This window comes from Sphingopyxis sp. (genome assembly GCF_050725615.1).
In the GTDB taxonomy this organism is placed as follows: Bacteria; Pseudomonadota; Alphaproteobacteria; order Sphingomonadales; family Sphingomonadaceae; genus Sphingopyxis.
Window position 1 is genome coordinate 1 of record NZ_JBOHHU010000090.1, and the last position, 17,510, is coordinate 17,510.

Annotated in this window: 23 protein-coding genes; 5 read left to right on the forward strand and 18 right to left on the reverse strand. The window is 65.9% G+C overall.

Going from position 1 to position 17,510, the window contains the following annotated elements; all coding sequences use genetic code 11:
* Window positions 1-56: 56 nt before the first annotated feature.
* The 8 genes from queE to ACREB7_RS17220 form a co-directional block, all read right to left on the reverse strand.
* Window positions 57-689 carry a 7-carboxy-7-deazaguanine synthase gene (gene queE, locus ACREB7_RS17185; RefSeq protein WP_431593500.1) on the reverse strand — a complete coding sequence of 211 codons (633 nt, stop codon included), beginning with the start codon at window positions 687-689 and terminating at the stop codon, window positions 57-59.
* A gap of 2 nt (window positions 690-691) precedes the next feature.
* Window positions 692-1,399 carry a 7-cyano-7-deazaguanine synthase QueC gene (gene queC, locus ACREB7_RS17190; protein WP_431593501.1) on the reverse strand — a complete coding sequence of 236 codons (708 nt, stop codon included), beginning with the start codon at window positions 1,397-1,399 and terminating at the stop codon, window positions 692-694.
* 187 nt (window positions 1,400-1,586) lie between these two features.
* Window positions 1,587-2,012, reverse strand: coding sequence for a hypothetical protein (locus tag ACREB7_RS17195; protein WP_431593502.1), 426 nt, complete (start codon window positions 2,010-2,012; stop codon window positions 1,587-1,589).
* A gap of 125 nt (window positions 2,013-2,137) precedes the next feature.
* Window positions 2,138-3,052, reverse strand: a complete 915-nt coding sequence (locus tag ACREB7_RS17200) for an Hsp33 family molecular chaperone HslO (protein WP_431593503.1) — start codon at window positions 3,050-3,052, stop codon at window positions 2,138-2,140.
* Entirely contained in the window at window positions 3,049-3,975 is a 927-nt protein-coding gene (argF, locus tag ACREB7_RS17205) for an ornithine carbamoyltransferase (protein ID WP_431593504.1), read from the reverse strand. The genes ACREB7_RS17200 and argF overlap by 4 nt, the downstream gene beginning before the upstream one ends.
* 28 nt (window positions 3,976-4,003) lie before the next feature.
* Window positions 4,004-5,191 carry an aspartate aminotransferase family protein gene (locus ACREB7_RS17210; RefSeq protein ID WP_431593505.1) on the reverse strand — a complete coding sequence of 396 codons (1,188 nt, stop codon included), beginning with the start codon at window positions 5,189-5,191 and terminating at the stop codon, window positions 4,004-4,006.
* Between the two features lie 122 nt (window positions 5,192-5,313).
* Complete coding sequence (locus ACREB7_RS17215; protein ID WP_431593521.1) at window positions 5,314-6,300, reverse strand: LLM class flavin-dependent oxidoreductase; 987 nt, start codon at window positions 6,298-6,300, stop codon at window positions 5,314-5,316.
* 138 nt (window positions 6,301-6,438) lie between these two features.
* The gene (locus ACREB7_RS17220) at window positions 6,439-6,891 is read right to left on the reverse strand and encodes an Lrp/AsnC family transcriptional regulator (protein WP_431593506.1); all 453 of its coding nucleotides are present in this window, start codon (window positions 6,889-6,891) and stop codon (window positions 6,439-6,441) included.
* A 74-nt stretch (window positions 6,892-6,965) separates the two neighbouring features.
* Between ACREB7_RS17220 and ACREB7_RS17225 the strand changes: the two genes are divergently transcribed.
* The 3 genes from ACREB7_RS17225 to ACREB7_RS17235 all read left to right on the forward strand — a co-directional run bounded on the left by ACREB7_RS17225 (window position 6,966) and on the right by ACREB7_RS17235 (window position 9,140).
* Entirely contained in the window at window positions 6,966-7,556 is a 591-nt protein-coding gene (locus ACREB7_RS17225) for a LysE family translocator (protein WP_431593507.1), read from the forward strand.
* 48 nt (window positions 7,557-7,604) lie between these two features.
* Window positions 7,605-8,621 carry an aldo/keto reductase gene (locus ACREB7_RS17230; RefSeq protein ID WP_431593508.1) on the forward strand — a complete coding sequence of 339 codons (1,017 nt, stop codon included), beginning with the start codon at window positions 7,605-7,607 and terminating at the stop codon, window positions 8,619-8,621.
* A 63-nt stretch (window positions 8,622-8,684) separates the two neighbouring features.
* Complete coding sequence (locus tag ACREB7_RS17235; RefSeq protein ID WP_431593509.1) at window positions 8,685-9,140, forward strand: DUF411 domain-containing protein; 456 nt, start codon at window positions 8,685-8,687, stop codon at window positions 9,138-9,140.
* Window positions 9,141-9,158: 18 nt separating this feature from the next.
* On the opposite strand, the gene ACREB7_RS17240 is transcribed toward ACREB7_RS17235, so the two are convergent.
* Together ACREB7_RS17240 and ACREB7_RS17245 are read right to left on the reverse strand one after the other, a co-directional pair.
* The gene (locus ACREB7_RS17240; protein WP_431593510.1) at window positions 9,159-10,031 is read right to left on the reverse strand and encodes a dienelactone hydrolase family protein; all 873 of its coding nucleotides are present in this window, start codon (window positions 10,029-10,031) and stop codon (window positions 9,159-9,161) included.
* A gap of 42 nt (window positions 10,032-10,073) precedes the next feature.
* On the reverse strand, window positions 10,074-10,733 hold the full coding sequence (locus tag ACREB7_RS17245; RefSeq protein ID WP_431593511.1) for an HAD family hydrolase: 660 nt from the start codon (window positions 10,731-10,733) through the stop codon (window positions 10,074-10,076).
* 69 nt (window positions 10,734-10,802) lie between these two features.
* Between ACREB7_RS17245 and ACREB7_RS17250 the strand changes: the two genes are divergently transcribed.
* The gene (locus ACREB7_RS17250; RefSeq protein ID WP_431593512.1) at window positions 10,803-10,991 is read left to right on the forward strand and encodes a hypothetical protein; all 189 of its coding nucleotides are present in this window, start codon (window positions 10,803-10,805) and stop codon (window positions 10,989-10,991) included.
* 24 nt (window positions 10,992-11,015) lie between these two features.
* Here ACREB7_RS17250 and ACREB7_RS17255 read toward each other — a convergent pair whose 3' ends face one another.
* The 8 genes from ACREB7_RS17255 to glmU are packed head-to-tail and all read right to left on the reverse strand — an operon-like array spanning window position 11,016 to window position 16,556.
* A complete protein-coding gene (locus tag ACREB7_RS17255; protein WP_431593513.1) occupies window positions 11,016-11,429 on the reverse strand; it encodes a GFA family protein in 414 nt (137 codons plus the stop codon).
* Window positions 11,426-13,249: a glutamine--fructose-6-phosphate transaminase (isomerizing) gene (glmS, locus tag ACREB7_RS17260; RefSeq protein WP_431593514.1), complete on the reverse strand. Its 1,824-nt coding sequence runs from the start codon at window positions 13,247-13,249 to the stop codon at window positions 11,426-11,428. The genes ACREB7_RS17255 and glmS overlap by 4 nt, the downstream gene beginning before the upstream one ends.
* Before the next feature lie 16 nt (window positions 13,250-13,265).
* A complete protein-coding gene (locus ACREB7_RS17265; protein ID WP_242778964.1) occupies window positions 13,266-13,634 on the reverse strand; it encodes a PIN domain-containing protein in 369 nt (122 codons plus the stop codon).
* Complete coding sequence (locus ACREB7_RS17270; protein WP_431593515.1) at window positions 13,631-13,855, reverse strand: ribbon-helix-helix domain-containing protein; 225 nt, start codon at window positions 13,853-13,855, stop codon at window positions 13,631-13,633. Before ACREB7_RS17270 ends, ACREB7_RS17265 begins: the two co-directional genes overlap by 4 nt.
* Before the next feature lie 30 nt (window positions 13,856-13,885).
* Window positions 13,886-14,347 carry an N-acetyltransferase family protein gene (locus tag ACREB7_RS17275; protein ID WP_431593516.1) on the reverse strand — a complete coding sequence of 154 codons (462 nt, stop codon included), beginning with the start codon at window positions 14,345-14,347 and terminating at the stop codon, window positions 13,886-13,888.
* A gap of 1 nt (window position 14,348) precedes the next feature.
* On the reverse strand, window positions 14,349-14,663 hold the full coding sequence (locus ACREB7_RS17280; protein WP_431593517.1) for a hypothetical protein: 315 nt from the start codon (window positions 14,661-14,663) through the stop codon (window positions 14,349-14,351).
* Window positions 14,660-15,199: a GNAT family N-acetyltransferase gene (locus ACREB7_RS17285; protein WP_431593518.1), complete on the reverse strand. Its 540-nt coding sequence runs from the start codon at window positions 15,197-15,199 to the stop codon at window positions 14,660-14,662. The genes ACREB7_RS17280 and ACREB7_RS17285 overlap by 4 nt, the downstream gene beginning before the upstream one ends.
* 4 nt (window positions 15,200-15,203) lie before the next feature.
* The gene (gene glmU, locus ACREB7_RS17290) at window positions 15,204-16,556 is read right to left on the reverse strand and encodes a bifunctional UDP-N-acetylglucosamine diphosphorylase/glucosamine-1-phosphate N-acetyltransferase GlmU (RefSeq protein WP_431593519.1); all 1,353 of its coding nucleotides are present in this window, start codon (window positions 16,554-16,556) and stop codon (window positions 15,204-15,206) included.
* Between the two features lie 163 nt (window positions 16,557-16,719).
* Between glmU and ACREB7_RS17295 the strand changes: the two genes are divergently transcribed.
* Complete coding sequence (locus ACREB7_RS17295) at window positions 16,720-17,388, forward strand: HAD-IA family hydrolase (RefSeq protein WP_431593520.1); 669 nt, start codon at window positions 16,720-16,722, stop codon at window positions 17,386-17,388.
* Window positions 17,389-17,510 lie beyond the last annotated feature (122 nt).

Below are 17,510 nucleotides of genomic sequence, written 5' to 3' on the forward strand. Positions count from 1 at the left end.
TTACTGAGAAGCGCCCTTCGACAGGCTCAGGGCTACGGTATATTTGTCATCGCTGTTCAGCGCAGCCCGAGGCTCTTGTGCGCCTGGAGCGACAGGCGCCAGCGCGGGTCTTCCATCACCAGATCGATGCACGCCTGCACATTGGCGGCGGCATTGGGGTCGTCGAGCGGCTGGACGAGCAGATGCGCGAAATCGAGCGTGGCAAACCGCGCGACGTCGCTTCCCGGCTGCGGCCAGACCAGTTTCAGCTCGTCGCCGCTGACCTGCACCAACGCGCTGCCCGCCTTGGGGCTGATGCAAATCCAGTCGATGCTGCGCGGCACCGCGAAGGTCCCGTTGCTTTCGATCGCGATGGTGAAACCCTGCGCGTGGAGCGCGTCGATCAGGGCGTCGTCGACCTGCAACATCGGCTCGCCGCCGGTGAGCACGACATAGCGGTCGTCGGCGCCCTCGCCCCAGCTCGCCGCGATCGTCGCGGCGAGCGCCGCCGCGTCCGGATATTTCCCGCCGAGCGTGCCGTCGGTGCCGACAAAATCGGTGTCGCAGAACTGGCAGATCGCTTTCGCGCGGTCCTGCTCGCGCCCCGTCCATAAATTGCAGCCCGCAAAGCGACAGAACACCGCGCGACGCCCCGCCTGCGCGCCCTCGCCCTGCAGGGTGAGGAAGATTTCCTTGACCGCATAAGCCATGGTCAGGCCCCGACGGCGTAGCGGGTCGGGTCGGGCAGTCCGGCGTCGGCGAAGCCCTTCGACCGCAGGCGGCAGCTGTCGCACAGCCCGCAATGCTCGCCGCTCGGCGCCGGATCGTAGCACGACCAGCTCATCCCGGCATCCATGCCGAGCCGCGCGGCCTCGGCGGCGATATCGGCTTTGGTCATATGCTGGAGCGGCGCGTGGATATGGAAATCGACGCCCTTGTCGCCATCGCGCGTCGCGAGCCGCGCCAGTTTTTCGAAGCCCGCAATGAAGTCCGGGCGGCAGTCGGGATAGCCCGAATAGTCGAGGGCATTGACCCCGATGACGATGTCCTGCGCGCGCCGCGCCTCGGCGAGGCCGAGCGTCAGCGACAGGAAGATCAGGTTGCGCGCGGGGACATAGGTCACCGGCACGTCGCTGCCCTCGCCATCATATTCCGGGCCATTCTTGGGCACCGCGATGTCGTCGGTCAGCGCCGAGCCGCCGAAGCGCCGCAAGTCGAGCGGCAGCACGATATGTTCCGCCGCACCGACATGCGCGGCGATGCGGGCCGCCGATTCCAGTTCGACGCGGTGACGCTGGTTATAATCGATCGTGAGCGCGACGATCCGCGCCCCCGCTTCGCGCGCGAGGCCGGCGCAGACCATCGAGTCGAGCCCGCCCGACAGGAGGACGATGAGCGTTTTTCCGGCGAGATCTTGCATCGGCGCCAGATAGGCCCGCGCCGCCGGGGGTGCAAGTGTTGCGCCGCACCAAAGAAACGGGCCGCATGACGAAGATCACACGGCCCAGTTCGGCATGAAAGCCGTTAGGGAGAAGGACACACATCGGTGCGTCGTGACCCCGGCCTAGCAGCAGATGGTTAACACAATGTTACACCCGCCGCAGCGATCAACGGCCGCCGCCGCCCGCCGCGCAGGCCCCGCTGCGGCGCGCCTCATAGGCCTGCGAGAAAGGCTTGCCGTCGGCGATGCCCTGGGTGTCGATCTGGACGAGGCGATTGGTTTCGGAACGGATCGACGTGCGGCCATGGCCCGCACCCGGGCAGGTATAATGGACCGTCACCGATTTGGGCGTGTCCTCGATGATATAGCGCGAGCAATTCGCGCGCGGATGGAACAGTTGGATCATCTTGCGCGCGTCGCCAAAGCACATCGTCTGCGCGACCGTCTGTTCGCCGCGTTCGCGCAGCTGCCAGCTGCCCTTTTCCAGCATGTCGAGCATCGCCAGCGAGGGCGCTTGCGCCGGCACCGCCGTCGTCCCCGCAAGGATCGCGGTCGCGAATATCCATTTCAAAGGGTGAGAGAAGATCGCCATGTACACCTATCCAACGATTGCCCTTGTCGCGGGCAAACATGCGACCCTGTGGTGACAAGGTAGCGTTCCGGGACCGCGATTTCAACCGCTTGGCGCTGGATCATGTCCGTTCGTCGCGGATGGCGTCAGTTGGGCGTGGCGATCTCGCCGAGCGGGATCGGGAAAATCCGCGAGCAAAAGGCGCAATCGACAACGATATTCCCCGCCTCGTCGGCCATGTCGACGCGTTCGGTCTCGGGGAACTGGCGCAGCACGCCGGCATAATATTCGGCGCTGCAGCGGCAGCCGCGCGACACGGTAGCGCCCGATTCGACGCGCACCTCGTCCTCGTGGAACAGCCGCCAGGCCAAAGTTTCGAGCGAATGCGCCGGGTCGGTCAGCTCCTCGGGCTTCAGCGTCGCCGCGATCGTGCGCGCATGCTCCCATTCGGGATGGTCGTGGCGCGTATGCAAGCGGTCGCGGCCGACCTCGCCCTCGGGCAGATGCTGGAGGAGGAGCCCGCCGGCAACGCACCCCGCCTCATGGTCGTGGCGCGCCGCGAGCCTGATCAGGCTCGGAATCTGTTCGGACTGCTCGAAATAATGTTCGGCGGCGTCGCCGATCGACGATCCCTCGAGCGGCACGATGCCCTGATAGCGTTCGGCGGTCGCTTCCTGGTCGAAGGTGATCGCCAGAAACCCCTCGCCGAACAGCGCGAACAACGTCGGATCGGGCCCGACCTCGGCCAGCCGCTCGGCATCGAATTTAAGATATCCGCGCAGTTCGCCGCCGCGATAGTCGCAGACGAGCAGTTCGATCGGCCCGCCGCCGGTCTGCGCCTGCAGCGTCATCTGTCCACCCTCGGCCTTGAGGGTCGAACCGAGCAGCACGGTCAGCACCAGCGCCTCAGCGAGCAGTTTCTCCGCCACCGGCGGATAGCTATGGGCGCCGAGGATGGTGTTGAGCACCGGACCGAGCCGCACGAAGCGCCCGCGAACATGGCGCGCGGCGATCGTGAAGACCAAAGGCTGGTCGAACCAGGTTTCGACGGTATCGCTCATATCTTCCCCAGCGCCCACAGCAGGACGGATTTCTGGGCGTGGACGCGGTTCTCGGCCTCGTCCCAAACGCGCGATTGCGATCCATCGATCACCGCATCGGTCACTTCCTCGCCGCGATGCGCGGGCAGGCAGTGGAGGAACAGCGCGTCGCCCTTCGCCGCGCCCATCAGCCGTTCGTCGACCTGATAGGGCGCCATCGCGGCGAGCTTGTTGTGCGCATGATCCTGCCCCATCGACACCCAGGTGTCGGTGACGACCAGGTCGGCGCCCGCCACGGCCTCGCGCGCATCGCGGACGATGTCGATCTTCGCGCCCTTGGCCCGCGCCGCCTCGACGAAGCCCGCGTCGGGCTCATAGCCCTGCGGCACGCCCGCCCGGACGTTGAAGCCGAACAACCCCGCCGCCTCGATCAGCGACGCCAGCACATTGTTGCCGTCGCCGAGCCAGGCGAGTTCGAGCCCCGGCAGCGCCTTGCCGCCTTCGACGATCGTCAGCAGGTCGGCGACGATCTGGCACGGGTGCGACAGGTCGGTCAGGCCGTTGATGACCGGCACGCTCGCGAAATGCGCCAGTTCCTCGATCTTCTCGTGGTGATCGGTGCGGATCATAATCGCGTCGGCGTAGCGCGACAGCACGCGCGCGGTGTCGGCGATCGTCTCGCCGCGCCCGAGCTGGCTGGTGCCGGCGTCGAGGATCATCGGCACGCCGCCAAGCTGGCGGATGGCGATGTCGAACGAGCAGCGCGTGCGCGTCGAATTCTTCTCGAACACCATCGCCAGCACATGGTCGACGAGCGGCTTGTCGGCGTCGGGCTTCGCCTTCGGCCAGCCGGCGCGCGCCGCCTTGCGGTCGATCGCATCCGCCAGCATCGCCGCGACCGCATCGCCGCCGGCGTCGGACAGGTTGAGGAAGTGCCGCATCACGCCCTCCGATCCACGGGAACGGAAACCATCAGGACTCGGGCGGCGTGTAGCTCGCCGCGCCCGCCGACAATTTCTCGATGCACTCGTTGATGTGCGACTCTTCGATGTTGAGCGGGGGCAGGATGCGGATGACATTGTCGCCCGCCGCCACCGTCAGCAGCCCGTGATTGTCGCGCAGATGCGCGACGAAAGCACGGCTGTCGCTCTTCATCTTGACGCCGAGCATCAGCCCCATGCCGCGCACGCTCTCGAACAGATTGTCGTGGTTCGGGATGAGCTGCTCGAGCGCGCCGCGCAGGCGGTCGCCGGTCGCCTGGACCTGATCGAGGAAGCCGTCTTCGAGCACGACGTCGAGCACCGCCTGCCCCGCCGCCATGGCCAACGGATTGCCGCCATAGGTCGAACCATGCGTGCCGATCACCATGCCGCGCGCCGCCTTTTCGGTCGCGAGGCACGCGCCCATCGGGAAACCGCCGCCGATGCCCTTCGCGCTGGCGAGGATGTCGGGAGTGACGCCGAACTGTTCATAGGCATAGAGCGAGCCGGTGCGCGCGACGCCGCACTGAACCTCGTCGAACACCAGCATCAGGTCGCGCTTGTCGCAGATGTCGCGCAGTGCCTGCAGGAAAGGCTGCGACGCCGGGCGGATGCCGCCCTCGCCCTGCACGGGTTCGAGCAGGAAGCCCGCCGTATTGTCGTCCACGAGATCCAGCGCCGCATTGACATCGTCGAACGGCGCATAGGCGAAGCCGGGCAGCAGCGGGTCGAACCCCTTGCGCAGCTTTTCCTGGTTGGTCGCCGAGATCGTGCCGAGCGTGCGGCCGTGGAAGGCGTTGTTGAAGGTGATCAGCGTGTGCTTGTGCGCGTTGCCCGCGCTCGAATGATAGGCGCGCGCGGTCTTGATCGAACATTCGACTGCCTCGGCGCCCGAATTGGTGAAGAAGACGGTGTCGGCGAAGGTGTTTTCGACCAGCCGCTGCGCATAGGCCTCGCCCTGCGGACTGCCGTACAGGTTCGACACATGCATCAGCGTCGCGGCTTGGTCCTGGATCGCCTTGGTCAAATGCGGGTGGCCATGGCCGAGCAGATTGACCGCGATGCCGCTGGCGAAGTCCAGATAACGCTCGCCGCGCTCGCCGATCAGATAGGCGCCCTCGCCTCGCACCGGACGCACACCGCACCGGGGGTAAACGGGCATCAGCGGCGTGATCGACATGGGACGGGCACCTTTCAAAAGACAAAAGATACGACCAAAACAAAAAGGCGACCCCATATGGGCCGCCCTTGGGTCGGGCGGCCCCTATACCGCCGCGCGCTTGGCCGCGTCAACACAGCGCCTCAAAGCGACCTCGCCGCCTCCATCGCCAGCGCCACCGAATGTTTGCGCGCATCATGGTCGTACATCGATGACGCGATCACCACCTCATCGACCCCGGTGCGCGCCACGAAGGCTTTCAGCCCGTCGCGGACGTCGTCGACGGTGCCGACCGCCGAACATTGCAGCACATGGTCGAGGATCGCGCGCGCATTGGGCGGCAAGCTGTCCTTGTAGCCCGCTAGCGGCGGCTTCATCTTGCCGGGGTTGCCGGTGCGCAGCGCGACGAACGCCTGTTGCTGCGACGAGGCGAGCAATTCGGCCTCTTCGTGCGTATCGGCGGCAAAGACGTTGAACGCCGCCGCGGCATAGGGTTGGGCGAGCTGTTCCGACGGTTTGAACTGGCGGCGATAGACATCGAGCGCCTCGTCGAGCGCATCGGGCGCGAAATGGCTGGCGAAGGCGTAGGGCAGCCCGAGCATCGCCGCGAGCTGCGCGCCGAACAGGCTCGACCCAAGGATCCAGATCGGAATGTGCGTCCCCTCGCCCGGCACAGCGCGGATGCCGAGCCGTTCGTCGCCGGCGAGGAAGGCCTGCAGTTCAACGACGTCCTGCGGGAATTGCCGCTCGTCGCTCGCGAGGTTGCGGCGCAGCGCGCGCGCGACGACGCCGTCCGACCCGGGCGCGCGGCCGAGCCCGAGGTCGATGCGCCCGGGGAAAAGCGCTTCCAGCGTGCCGAACTGCTCGGCGATTACCATCGGCGCATGATTGGGCAGCATGATCCCCGCCGAGCCGATGCGGATGCTCGACGTCGCCTGCCCGATATGCGCGAGCACGACCGCCGTCGCGGCGCTGGCGATGCCCTGCATGCCATGATGTTCGGCGACCCAGTAACGGCCATAGCCGAGCGCCTCGGCATGCCGCGCGAGGTCGGCGGCGTTGGTCAGCGATTGGGCGATCGATCCGGTGTTGGTGACGGGGACGAGGTCGAGCAGGGAGAGTTTCAGCATGAAACCGAATATGCGGATGCGGGGCGCCGGGTTCAAGGCATCCCGTCGCCCCCGCGAAGGCGGGGGCCGCTGTCGGTTTACGCAGCTATGCAGAAATAGGCCGATAGCGGCCCCCGCCTTCGCGGGGGCGACGTGCCACTATGCCCGCTCGTCCTTCGGCGACCCCATCAGCACATAGGTGGTGATCGCATTCACCTGCGGCAAAATGCCCAGCACCTCGGTGTGGAAATGCTTGTACGCCGCCAGGTCTGCCGCCTCGACGCGCAGGATATATTCGATCGCGCCAGTGATATTGTGGCATTCGCGCACCTCGGGCGCCTCGGCCATCGCCGCCTCGAAATCCTCCTGCGCCTGTTTGGTGTGCGTCGACAGCCCAACCGTGACATAGGCCATAAAACTGTAGCCGACCTTCGCCGGGTCGATCCGCGCGCGATAGCCCTTGATCACGCCGCTCCGCTCCAGCTCCTGAACCCGGCGCAGGCAGGCCGAGGGCGACAGCCCGACCCGCTCGGCGAGCTCGAGGTTCGAGATTCGCCCGTCGCGCGACAGTTCGCGCAATATATTGCGGCCAATGGCGTCAATATTGCTCATAGATTGCATATCTTATCGCAAATTCGCCCATCTTTGCAACCATAGGCGATCATAACCGCATTATATTGCGCCGTATGGAACAGACCACCCTCGCCGCGCTCTCCGCCTTCGCGCTCGTCTCGTCGATCACGCCGGGACCGAACAATATGATGCTGATGGCGTCGGGCGCCAATTTCGGCCTGCGCCGCACCGTGCCGCACGCGCTGGGGGTCGGGATCGGCTTCACGCTGATGATCGTCCTCGTCGGCGTCGGGCTGATGGGGTTGTTTGACCTCTTCCCCGTCCTCAACACCGTGCTCAAGGTGGTCAGCGTCGCCTATCTGCTCTGGCTCGCCTGGAAGATCGCCAATGCTGCCGCGCCCACCACCGACGGCGATGCGCGCGGCAAGCCGATGACCTTCGTCCAGGCGATGCTGTTCCAGTGGGTCAATCCCAAGGCGTGGACGATGGCGCTGTCGGCGATCGCCCTCTATGCCCCCGACCGCAATGTCGTCGCGGTGCTGCTCGTCGCGATCGTCTTCGGCATCGTCAACCTGCCCTCGACCAGCATCTGGGCGGTGATGGGCACCGCGCTGCGCGGCTGGCTGTCGAGCCCGGCGCGGCTGCGCGCCTTCAACCGGACGATGGCGGCGCTGCTCGTCGGATCGCTTGCGCTTCTGATCTGATCGCTTATGCACCGGCGCGACCCTCCCCCGCGACCGGAGAAAAGAAGCATGCAAAGCCGCCGCCTTGGCAAGAGCGCCATCCATGTGTCCGACATCTGCATGGGAACGATGACCTTCGGCAGCCAGACCGACGAAGCCGAAGCCTTCCGCATCCTCGACCGCTGCTTCGATGAGGGAATCAATTTCTACGACACCGCCGAGGGTTATCCGGTGCCGCCCGACAGCAAATGGGTTGGGCGCACCGAGGAGATCGTCGGCCGCTGGCTCAAGACCAAGCCGCGCGACGCGATCATCCTCGCCACCAAAGTGTCGGGGCCGAGTCATGTCTGGTTCAAATCGCCGTGCCGCAACGGCATGACCGCGCTCGACCGCAAGAATATCATGCAGGCGATCGACGACAGCCTGACGCGGCTCCAGACCGACTATGTCGATCTCTACCAGACCCATTGGCCCGACCATGACGCGCCCTATGACGAGATGATGGACGCGCTCGACGAACTGGTCAGCGCCGGCAAAGTCCGCATCCTCGGCTGCTCGAACGAGACGAGCTGGGGGCTGATGAAATCGCTCGCGGCGTCGGAGCGGCTTGGCGTCCACCGCTACCACACGATCCAGAATAATTTCAGCCTCAACAACCGCCGCTTCGAGGACGAGCTCAAGCAGGTGTGCCGACAGGAAGGCGTCAGCCTGATCCCCTATTCGCCGCTCGCCGGCGGAGTGTTGTCGGGCAAATATCAGGGCGGCGCCAAACCCGAGGGCGCCCGTTTCTCGCGCTATCTCGGCATGGAAGGGCGGCAGGCGGTGATGGGCCGCCGCTTCGTCAACGAAAAAAGCCTCGCCGCGACCGAACGCTATCTGAAGATCGCCGAGGAGGCCGGGCTGCACCCTGTGACCATGGCGACCGCCTGGTCGAAGCAGCATGATTTCGTCGCCTCGACGATCGTCGGGGTGAGCGCCTATGATCAGGTCGATCCGATCCTCGCCGCAAAAGAGCTGGTGCTGAGCGACGATGTGATGGCGGCGCTGCACCAGGTGAGCCGCGACATCCTCTACCCGATGGGGTGAGCCGGAGGTGACATTGCGGCGGCGACGGCTATGCTGTCGTTCGCACCGCCAAGGAGAGTCCGCATGTCCCCCGCCCGCCGCACCCTGTTCGCCTTCGCCGCCTTTGCCGGCATCATCGGCACCGCACACGCGGCCAATCCGACGATGTTCCGCGACGCCGGCTGCGGTTGCTGCCTCAAATGGCTCGAGCTGGTGAAGACCTCGTTCGGCGCCAAGGTGACGGTGGTCAATTCGCCGGACATGGCGGCGGTCAAGGACAAGCAGGGCGTGCCCGCCGCGCTGCGCAGTTGCCACACCGTGCTCGTCGGCGGCTATGTGATCGAGGGCCACGTGCCCGCGAAAGAAATCGCCCGGCTGCTCAAGGAAAAGCCCAAGGGCGTGAAGGGCCTCGCGGTCGCGGGCATGCCCACCGGATCGCCGGGCATGGAATATCGCAACATCCGCGACGCCTATAAGGTGATGACCTTCGGCCCCCGCGGCCAGCGCGTCTATGCGAGCTATGCCGCGAGCGGCGGCTAAGCCACCGCCCGCCCGTCGTCAGGCCAGTTCGACCTTGAACAGCTCGAGCATCCGCCCCCACGCCTTCTCCGCCGCCGCTTCGTTATAGGCGCGGCCGTCGGGCGGGCACCAGCCGTGCATCGCGCCGGCATAGACCTCGACCTCGTGCCATGGCTTGCGCGGCTCGAGAACCGCCTCGAGCAGCACCTTCTCGTTCGGATTTTCCTTGTCGTCATTGTCGGCGATCGCGAACAGATAGCCGGCGTTGGTGCCGGGGATCAGCAGGTGCGGGCTGTCGGGCTTGTCGGTCCCCACCCCGCCGCCGTGGAAGCTCGCCGCCGCGCCGACGCGGTTCGGATTGAGCGCGGCGGTGTAGATCGCCATCGCCCCGCCCATGCAATAGCCGGTGGTGCCGATCCGCCGCTTGCTATCGACCTCCTTCTGCGCGTCGAGGAAGGCAAGATGCGCGGTCGCGTCGGTGGTGACGAGCGTCTTGTTGAGCTGCTTCAAATAACCGAATAATTTTTCGCGGATCGCAGGGTCGCCGAAATCATTGGCCGCATCGACAACGGGCGATTTCTGCCAGCGATAGAAGGGGTTGATCGTCAGCACGGCATAACCCTCACCCGCCAGCCGGTCGGCCATCTGGCGAAAGGCGGGGCGCAGGCCGCGGATATCGGGCCACACCAGCACGGCGGGATGCTTGCCCTCCGCCGGCGCGACGAAATAAGCGTCGCAGATGCCGTCGGCGGTCTTGATCTCGACATCGCGGCCCTTGACCGGCTGGCCCGCCATCGCGCGCGCGGGCAGCGCCGCCATCAGCGCCCCCGCCCCGGCGAGCGCGGTAAAGCTGCGCCGCCCGACGGGCAGCCCGGCGCGATCGAGGTCGGCTTCGGTTTCGTTTGTGCACACGGCGTCTCTCCTTGGGGGGCGTTCGCTCCGGCCTGAGCCGGGTCATGCCAGGATGCTAATCTCTTCAAAGCTCATTGCAACATGATGCACCCCGACCTCGCGCAGCATGTCGCCGTGCGCGGCGCGGTCGATGATGTGGCCAGCGCCGCAGAAGCCGATGACCGTCATCCCCGCCGCGATCGCGGCGCGCGCGCCGGTCGGCGAATCCTCGATCGCCAGGCACGCCGCCGGATCGACGTCCAGCCCCTTGGCGGCGGCGAGATAGATGTCGGGAAAAGGCTTTCCACGATTCCAGCCGTCGGCGCTGTAGACATGCCCCTCGAAATGATGCCCGAGCCCGAACAGCCCGAGCGCCCAACCGATATATTCGGCGCGGCTCGACGAGGCGATCGCGCGCGGCAGCGCCCCGAGCGTGTCGAGGAAGGCGGGCGCGCCGGGCACCGCGTCGAAACCCTCCATAAAGCGCGCCCGCGCCCGCTCGCGGTGCCGCTCGCGGAAATCGGCGGGCAGCGGCCGCCCAAAGCGTGCCTCGATCCGCCGCTGCGTCTCCTGCCAATTATGGCCATAATAGTCGCGCAGGCTTTCGTCATAGGTCACCGGCATGCCGACCGCAGTCAGGCTCTCGGCGAGCGACAGATTCGCGCGCACCTCGCTGTCGGCGATGACGCCGTCGAAGTCGAAGATGATGGCGGCGGGGATCATAAACGCGCGTCCTGTTTATGCGAATGCAACCTGTTGAGCCTAAAGGACAAGCCAACAGGAGACGCAATCATGAAGTTCATCGAGCTCAAATCGCGCGGCGGCAATTATCTGCTCGTCGCCGACAATGTCGCCTGGCTGCGCGACTATGAGAATGGCCAGACCCAGGTCGGCATGGTCGGCGGGGCGCCGCTGCTGATCGTCGGCAAGATGGAGGACATCGCGGCGTCGATTTTGGAGCAGGCGAATAGGCCTGATTGACAGGCTTTATCGGCCGCACGCCTGTCAGCGCATGACCTCTGCGTCGCGCGCATAGCCCCACGGCCCCTCACCCGACCAGCCACGCCCGTCGGGAAAACTGAGCTTCAGTCCGCTGAGCTGATCGGGCGCGAACAAGCGCATGTTGACGCCCATCATATCGACAGAGCCGCCCATCCGCTCGATCAAGCCTTCGGTCGCCGACCAATGGGTCGAGCAGCCGCAGGTCGCACAGAAATGCAGGTCCGAGTTCGGGTTCGGCCGGTCGGCGCGATTATAGGCCTGCGTAGCGCCCTCGATCACGACATCGCGCGGCGACATATAGGCCCAGAGGATGCCGTGCGAGAAGCAGAGCGAGCAATTGCATTCGGCGACCTCTTCGGGCGCCTTGGCAAGCCGCACCGAGACGGCGCCGCAGTGGCAGGTGGTGTTCCAGCTCATTCGACGGTGACCGACTTCGCCAAATTCCGTGGCTGGTCGACGTCGGTCCCCTTCGCGACCGCCACATGGTATGCGAGCAGCTGCACCGGCACCGCGTACACCAAGGGCGCGATCAGCGGGTGGACCTTGGGCATTTCGATCGTCGCCATGCAGCCGTCGCCGGCTTCGGCGAGACCTTCGGCGTCGCTGATCAGGACGACCTTGCCGCCGCGCGCCATGACTTCCTGCATGTTGCTGACGGTCTTTTCGAACAGCGGGCCTGAGGGCGCGAGGACGATTACCGGGACCGCCTCGTCGATCAGCGCGATCGGGCCATGCTTCATCTCGCCCGAGGCATAGCCTTCGGCGTGGATATAGGAGATTTCCTTGAGCTTGAGCGCGCCTTCCAAGGCAAGCGGATAGTCGGGGCCACGGCCGAGGTAGAGCACGTCGCGCGCCGGGGCGACAAGATGCGCCATCGCGGCGATTTCCTCGTCATGGCCGAGCGCGGCGTTGAGCGCGGCGGGGGCCTCGATCAGATGCTTGACGATTTCGCGTTCCTCGGCGGCGTCGAGCTTGCCTTTCTTGAGCGCAAGATGCGCGGCGAGCGCGGCGAGCACCGCGAGTTGGCAGGTGAAGGCCTTCGTCGACGCGACGCCGATTTCCGGCCCCGCGTGCGTCGGCAGCAGCAGATCGGCCTCGCGCGCCATGCTGCTGGTCGGCACATTGACGACGACCGCGATCGTCTGGCCGTTCGCCTTGCAGTGGCGCAGCGCCGCGAGCGTGTCGGCGGTCTCGCCCGACTGCGAGATGAACAGCGCAAGCCCGCCGGGCTGGAGCACCGGGTCGCGGTAACGGAACTCCGAGGCGACATCGATGTCGACGGGCACGCGCGCGAAGGTTTCGAACCAATATTTGGCGACCATGCCGGCGTAGAAGCTGGTGCCGCAGGCGACGATGGTGATGCGGTCGATTTTGCTGAGGTCGAAGTCCATCTGCGGCAGCGCGACGGTCTGTTCGAGCGGGCGGATGTAGGAAGAGAGCGTCTGCGCGACGACGGTCGGCTGTTCGAAAATCTCCTTCTGCATGAAGTGGCGGTAATTGCCCTTCTCGATCGTTGCGGCGGTGACGCCCGAGGTGGTGATCTCGCGCTTCACCGGGTTGTTGGCAGCGTCGTAAATCTGCGCGCCCTCGCGGGTGATGACGACCCAGTCGCCTTCCTCAAGATAGGCGATCTTCTGCGTCAACGGCGCGAGCGCGAGGGCATCGGAGCCGAGATAAGTCTCGCCCTCGCCATAACCGACGACGAGCGGCGAACCGAGCCTTGCGCCGATCAGCAGGTCGGGGTGCTGGCGGAAGGCGATGGCGAGCGCAAAGGCGCCGCGCAGCTGCGGGAGGACGGCCTGCACCGCCTCGGTCGGCGACTTGCCCGCCTCGACCTGTTCGCTGACGAGGTGCGCGACGACCTCGGTATCGGTCTCGCTCTCGAAGCTGCGGCCGCGTGCCTGCAGTGCCTCGCGCAGCGGCTTGAAATTCTCGATGATGCCGTTGTGGACCAGCGCGACCTCGCCCGTCGCATGCGGGTGCGCGTTGCTCGTCGTCGGCGCGCCATGCGTTGCCCAGCGGGTATGCGCGATGCCGACGAGGCCCGGCGCCGGATTGCCCGCAAGCTCCTTCACCAGATTGCCGAGCTTGCCCTCGGCGCGGCGGCGGACGAGCTGGCCGCCCTCGACCGTGCAGACGCCCGCCGAATCATAGCCGCGATATTCCATGCGCTTGAGGCCATCGACGAGGCGATCCGCGACCTGGTCCTTGCCGACAATTCCGATGATTCCGCACATGTGGGTCTGGCTTTCGTTAGAGCGTGTAGGGAACGCGAATACCCGGCATCGCTGCCGGAAACACTTTGATATTGCGTGTAACAAGAATGCGGCCACTAATTTGTGCTGTCGCAAGCACAAGCGCGTCGCAGAGCGTCAGCCCCTTGCGCTCGGCGCGCAGCGCGGCGGCGCGGCGCGCGACCGCATCGCCGACCTCCTCGACCGCGAAGCACCCCAGGAACGCCTCCACCGCCTTCACCGATGCGGGATCGGCGGCGGTCATCACCTCGGTCCAGCTGATCCGGCTGACGCTCTTGCGCCCGGCGCGGCGGATCTCGCTGCGCGCGGCCTCGACGCCATTGAGCGCGTCGATGAGGATATCGCTGTCGAATTGCGCGTCGATCATTCGCGCTTGCCCCGCAGGCGGCGCTGATATTTGAGCCCGTCGCCGATATCGGCGCGATCCCGCCAGATGCCGAAAGCGTTATCAATCGCATCGCCCGACACATCGGCGCGATAGGCCGCGACCGCACGGCGCACGAGCTCGGCGCGCGACACGCCCTGCCCGGCGGCGAGGCTATCGAGCCATTCGACGTCGGCGTCGGGAATATCGGCGAGAAAGCGCATGGTGCTTTGATATCATATCGTGATATCAAGTCAATCGACGAGCTTTCGATAAACGAGGAACCCGGATTTTTCGGCAACCCGGTCATAGAGCGTCATCGCGGTCTCGTTCGTCTCATGCGTTTGCCAATAGACGCGCGGCAGGCCTTGCGCACGCGCCGCAGCATAGACCGCCTCGATCAGCGCGCGCCCGACACCTTTGCCGCGGGCCTCGGTCGTGGTGAACAGGTCCTGCAGATAAAGCGACGGCAACAGCGATGTGGTGCTGCGGTGCAGCAGATAATGCGTCAGACCGAGCAGCACCCCGTCTTGCTCGGCGACGAGCGCGAACATCGGCTCATAGGGATCGAAGAAGCGATCCCAGGTCGCCGCCGTGATTTCGGGTGCCAGCGCGGTATCGCCGCTGCGACCATAAAAAGCGTTGTAGCCGTCCCACAGCGGCAGCCAGCGATCATAATCGTCGCGCGTCGCGGGTCGGACCCGATATTCGCCCACGTCAGCTCCGCCCGAAATTGCGATCGACGAAGGTCATCGCGAACTGCATGGGATCGGCGGGCCGGCCGTTGGCGGCCGCGAACCGCAGCTTGCCGTCTTCCCATATCTGGCGGATCTGGTCGGGCAAGTCGGGGGTGAACTTCATCTGTTCCGCGACCATCGCCGTCCAGCTGCCGGTCAGGCTCAGGCTTTGGCGCAAAGTCGGCTCCATCGCCACGCAATAGGCCCGCGTCGGCTCGTCGAGATGCCCGATCGCGTTCAGCACCCAGGCATCGACATAACGCAGGAAGGGCTTGTCGGTGTAGCGGTCGCTCAAATCATCTTCTCCATCATCCATTCGTCCCGCAACAAGCCGTAGATCAGCGAATCGCGCACGCCGATATGCGTTTCCCACTCGCCGCGCAGCCGGCCTTCGCGCTGGAAACCCAGGCGTTCGAGCAATCCGATCGAGCCGGGGTTTTCGGGATCGGTGTCGGCAAAAATGCGGCGCAGTTTCATATCCTCAAAACCATGATCGATCACCCGCGCCACCGCCTCGCGCGCGATACCGCCGCCCCAGCGGTCGCGGCGTAGGATATAGCCGATTTCTTTCACATCGGGCTTGCCGTCGATCAGGATCACCCAGCCGAGCGCCACGTCATCCCCCGCAGTGATCGCCCAGCACAGACAACCCTGCCCTTCGGCCGCGTTGCCTTTGACATAGGCCTCGGTCTCGGCGGGCGTCACGTGCGGCCCGCTCGACCACCAGGTCATCACCTCGGGGTCGGACAGCACCGGAAATAACGCGGCGGCGTCATCCTCGCGCAGCTGGCGCAGCACGAGGCGCGCGGTCGTGAGTGTCGGCGCGGGCATGGCGTTACTTCTTCTCCGCCGCCTTTTTCTTGCGCATCGCGTCGTGGAAGCGGTCGGCCCAGCCGGGTTTGATGAGTTGCTCGGCACGGACCATGCGCAGGTCGCCCGCCGCGACGTCGCGCGACACCGCGCTGCCCGCAGCGACGATCGCGTCGCGGCCGATGGTGACGGGAGCGATCAGCGCGCTGTTGCTGCCGATGAAGGCGTTCTCCCCAATCACCGTCTGATATTTGAAATAGCCGTCGTAATTGCAGGTAATCGTCCCCGCACCGATATTGGCCCCCGCGCCGACGGTCGCGTCGCCCAAATAAGTGAGATGGTTCGCCTTGGCGCCCTTGCCGAGCACCGCCTTCTTGGTCTCGACGAAATTGCCGATCTTCGCCTTTTCCTCCAGCACAGTGCCGGGGCGCAGCCGCGCGAAGGGGCCAACTTCGCAACCGCTGGCGATGCTGGCGCCCTCGATATGGCTGAAGCCGCGGATCGTCACATTGTCGGCGATCGTGACGCCGGGGCCGAAGAAGACGTTGGGCTCGATCGTCACGTCGCGGCCAAGCTCGGTATCCCAGGAGAACCAGACCGTCTCCGGCGCGCGCAGCGACGCGCCGCCCGCCATCGCTTCCTCGCGCTTGAAGTCCTGCCACTGCGCCTCGGCGGCGGCGAGTTCGGCGCGGCTGTTGATCCCGGCGACGTCGGCGGGGTCGGTCTTGACGACCGCGCAGTGCCGCCCGTCGGCATTGGCGATGTTGACGATATCGACGAGGTAGAATTCGCCGGCCGCATTGTCGTCGGTGACGCGCGCGAGCAGTGCGAACAGGTCGGTCGATTTCGCGGCCATCAGCCCCGAATTGCACAAGGTCACCGTGCGCTCGGCCTCGGTCGCATCCTTATGCTCGACCATCTTGGTCACGCGGTCTCCCTCCACGATCACGCGGCCATATTGCAGCGGATCGGCGGGCTCGAACGCCAGCACGACCACGGCGGGCGCGTCGGCGGCGGCGAGCCGGTCGATCATCGCCTGCATCGTCGCGGCCGGAACGAAGGGGACGTCGCCATAGAGGATCAGCACAGCGCCGTCGAAACCGGTCAGCGCGCCCTCGGCCTGCTGCACGGCATGGCCGGTGCCGCGCTGCGGGTCCTGCACCGCCAGGTCGGCGCTGCCCGCCAGCGCGGCTTCGAGCTGATCGGCCTTGTCGCCGACGACGACGACCTTCTTCGCCGGTTTCAGCGCATCGACGCTGGCCATCAGATGGAGCAGCATCGGCCGCCCGGCGATCGGGTGCAGCACCTTGTGCAGCTCGGACTTCATGCGGGTGCCCTTGCCCGCAGCGAGGATGATGGCGGCGATCGGATTGGTCATGGCCAAGGCCATGCCAGCAAATCATTGCGGATTCCAGAGCGAGACGCCATGCCGGGCCTCCCAAATCCCGTTCGCATCGAGCGAAGTCGAGATGCCTGGCGGTGGCGCATGGCCTCGCGTGTCTCGACTTCGCTCGACACGAACGGAAACAAGAGGTCGTGATATGCCCTTCCCTTTCGCCATCGTCGGCTTCGATCTCGACGGCACGCTCGTCGACACGGCGGGCGACCTCACCGCCGGGCTCAACCATGCGCTCAGCCTCGCCGCGCGCGCGCCGCTGACGGTTGAGCAGGTGCGGCCGATGATCGGGCTGGGCGGGCGCCATATGCTCGAACAGGGACTGCGCGCCACCGGCGGCGTGCCCGGCGGCGATGTCGAGCGGCTGTTCCGCGAATTCCTGCGCCATTATGAGGTGCATATCGCGGTGCACAGCCAGCCCTTTCCCGGGGTTATCGCCGCGCTCGACCGGCTCGATTCGCTGGGCGTGAAAACCGCCGTCGTCACCAACAAGACCGAGCGGCTGGCGCGCGTCCTGCTCGGCGACCTCGGGCTCGCCGATCGCATGGCGACGATCATCGGCGGCGACACGCTGGGGCGCGAGAATGCCAAACCCTCCCCCGCCCCGATCATCGAGATGATCGCGCGCTGCGGCGGCGGCCGCGCGGCTTTTGTCGGCGACAGCATCTATGACGTCACGGCGGCAAAGGCGGCCGGCGTGACCAGCATCCTTGTCGGTTTCGGTTTCCTCGACCGGCCGGCAAAGGACTTCGGCGCCGACCATGTCATCGACCATTTCGATGCGTTGATCCCGCTGCTGGCCAAAGAGGCATAGATATGCGCGACGCAGAAGGAACCGACGATGCGCCGAAGCGGATCAAGAGCGTCCCTGGCCTGATCCTGTTCTTCATCCTGTTGCTGGCGTCGTTCGGCGGCACACTCGGCGAAGCATCGCCC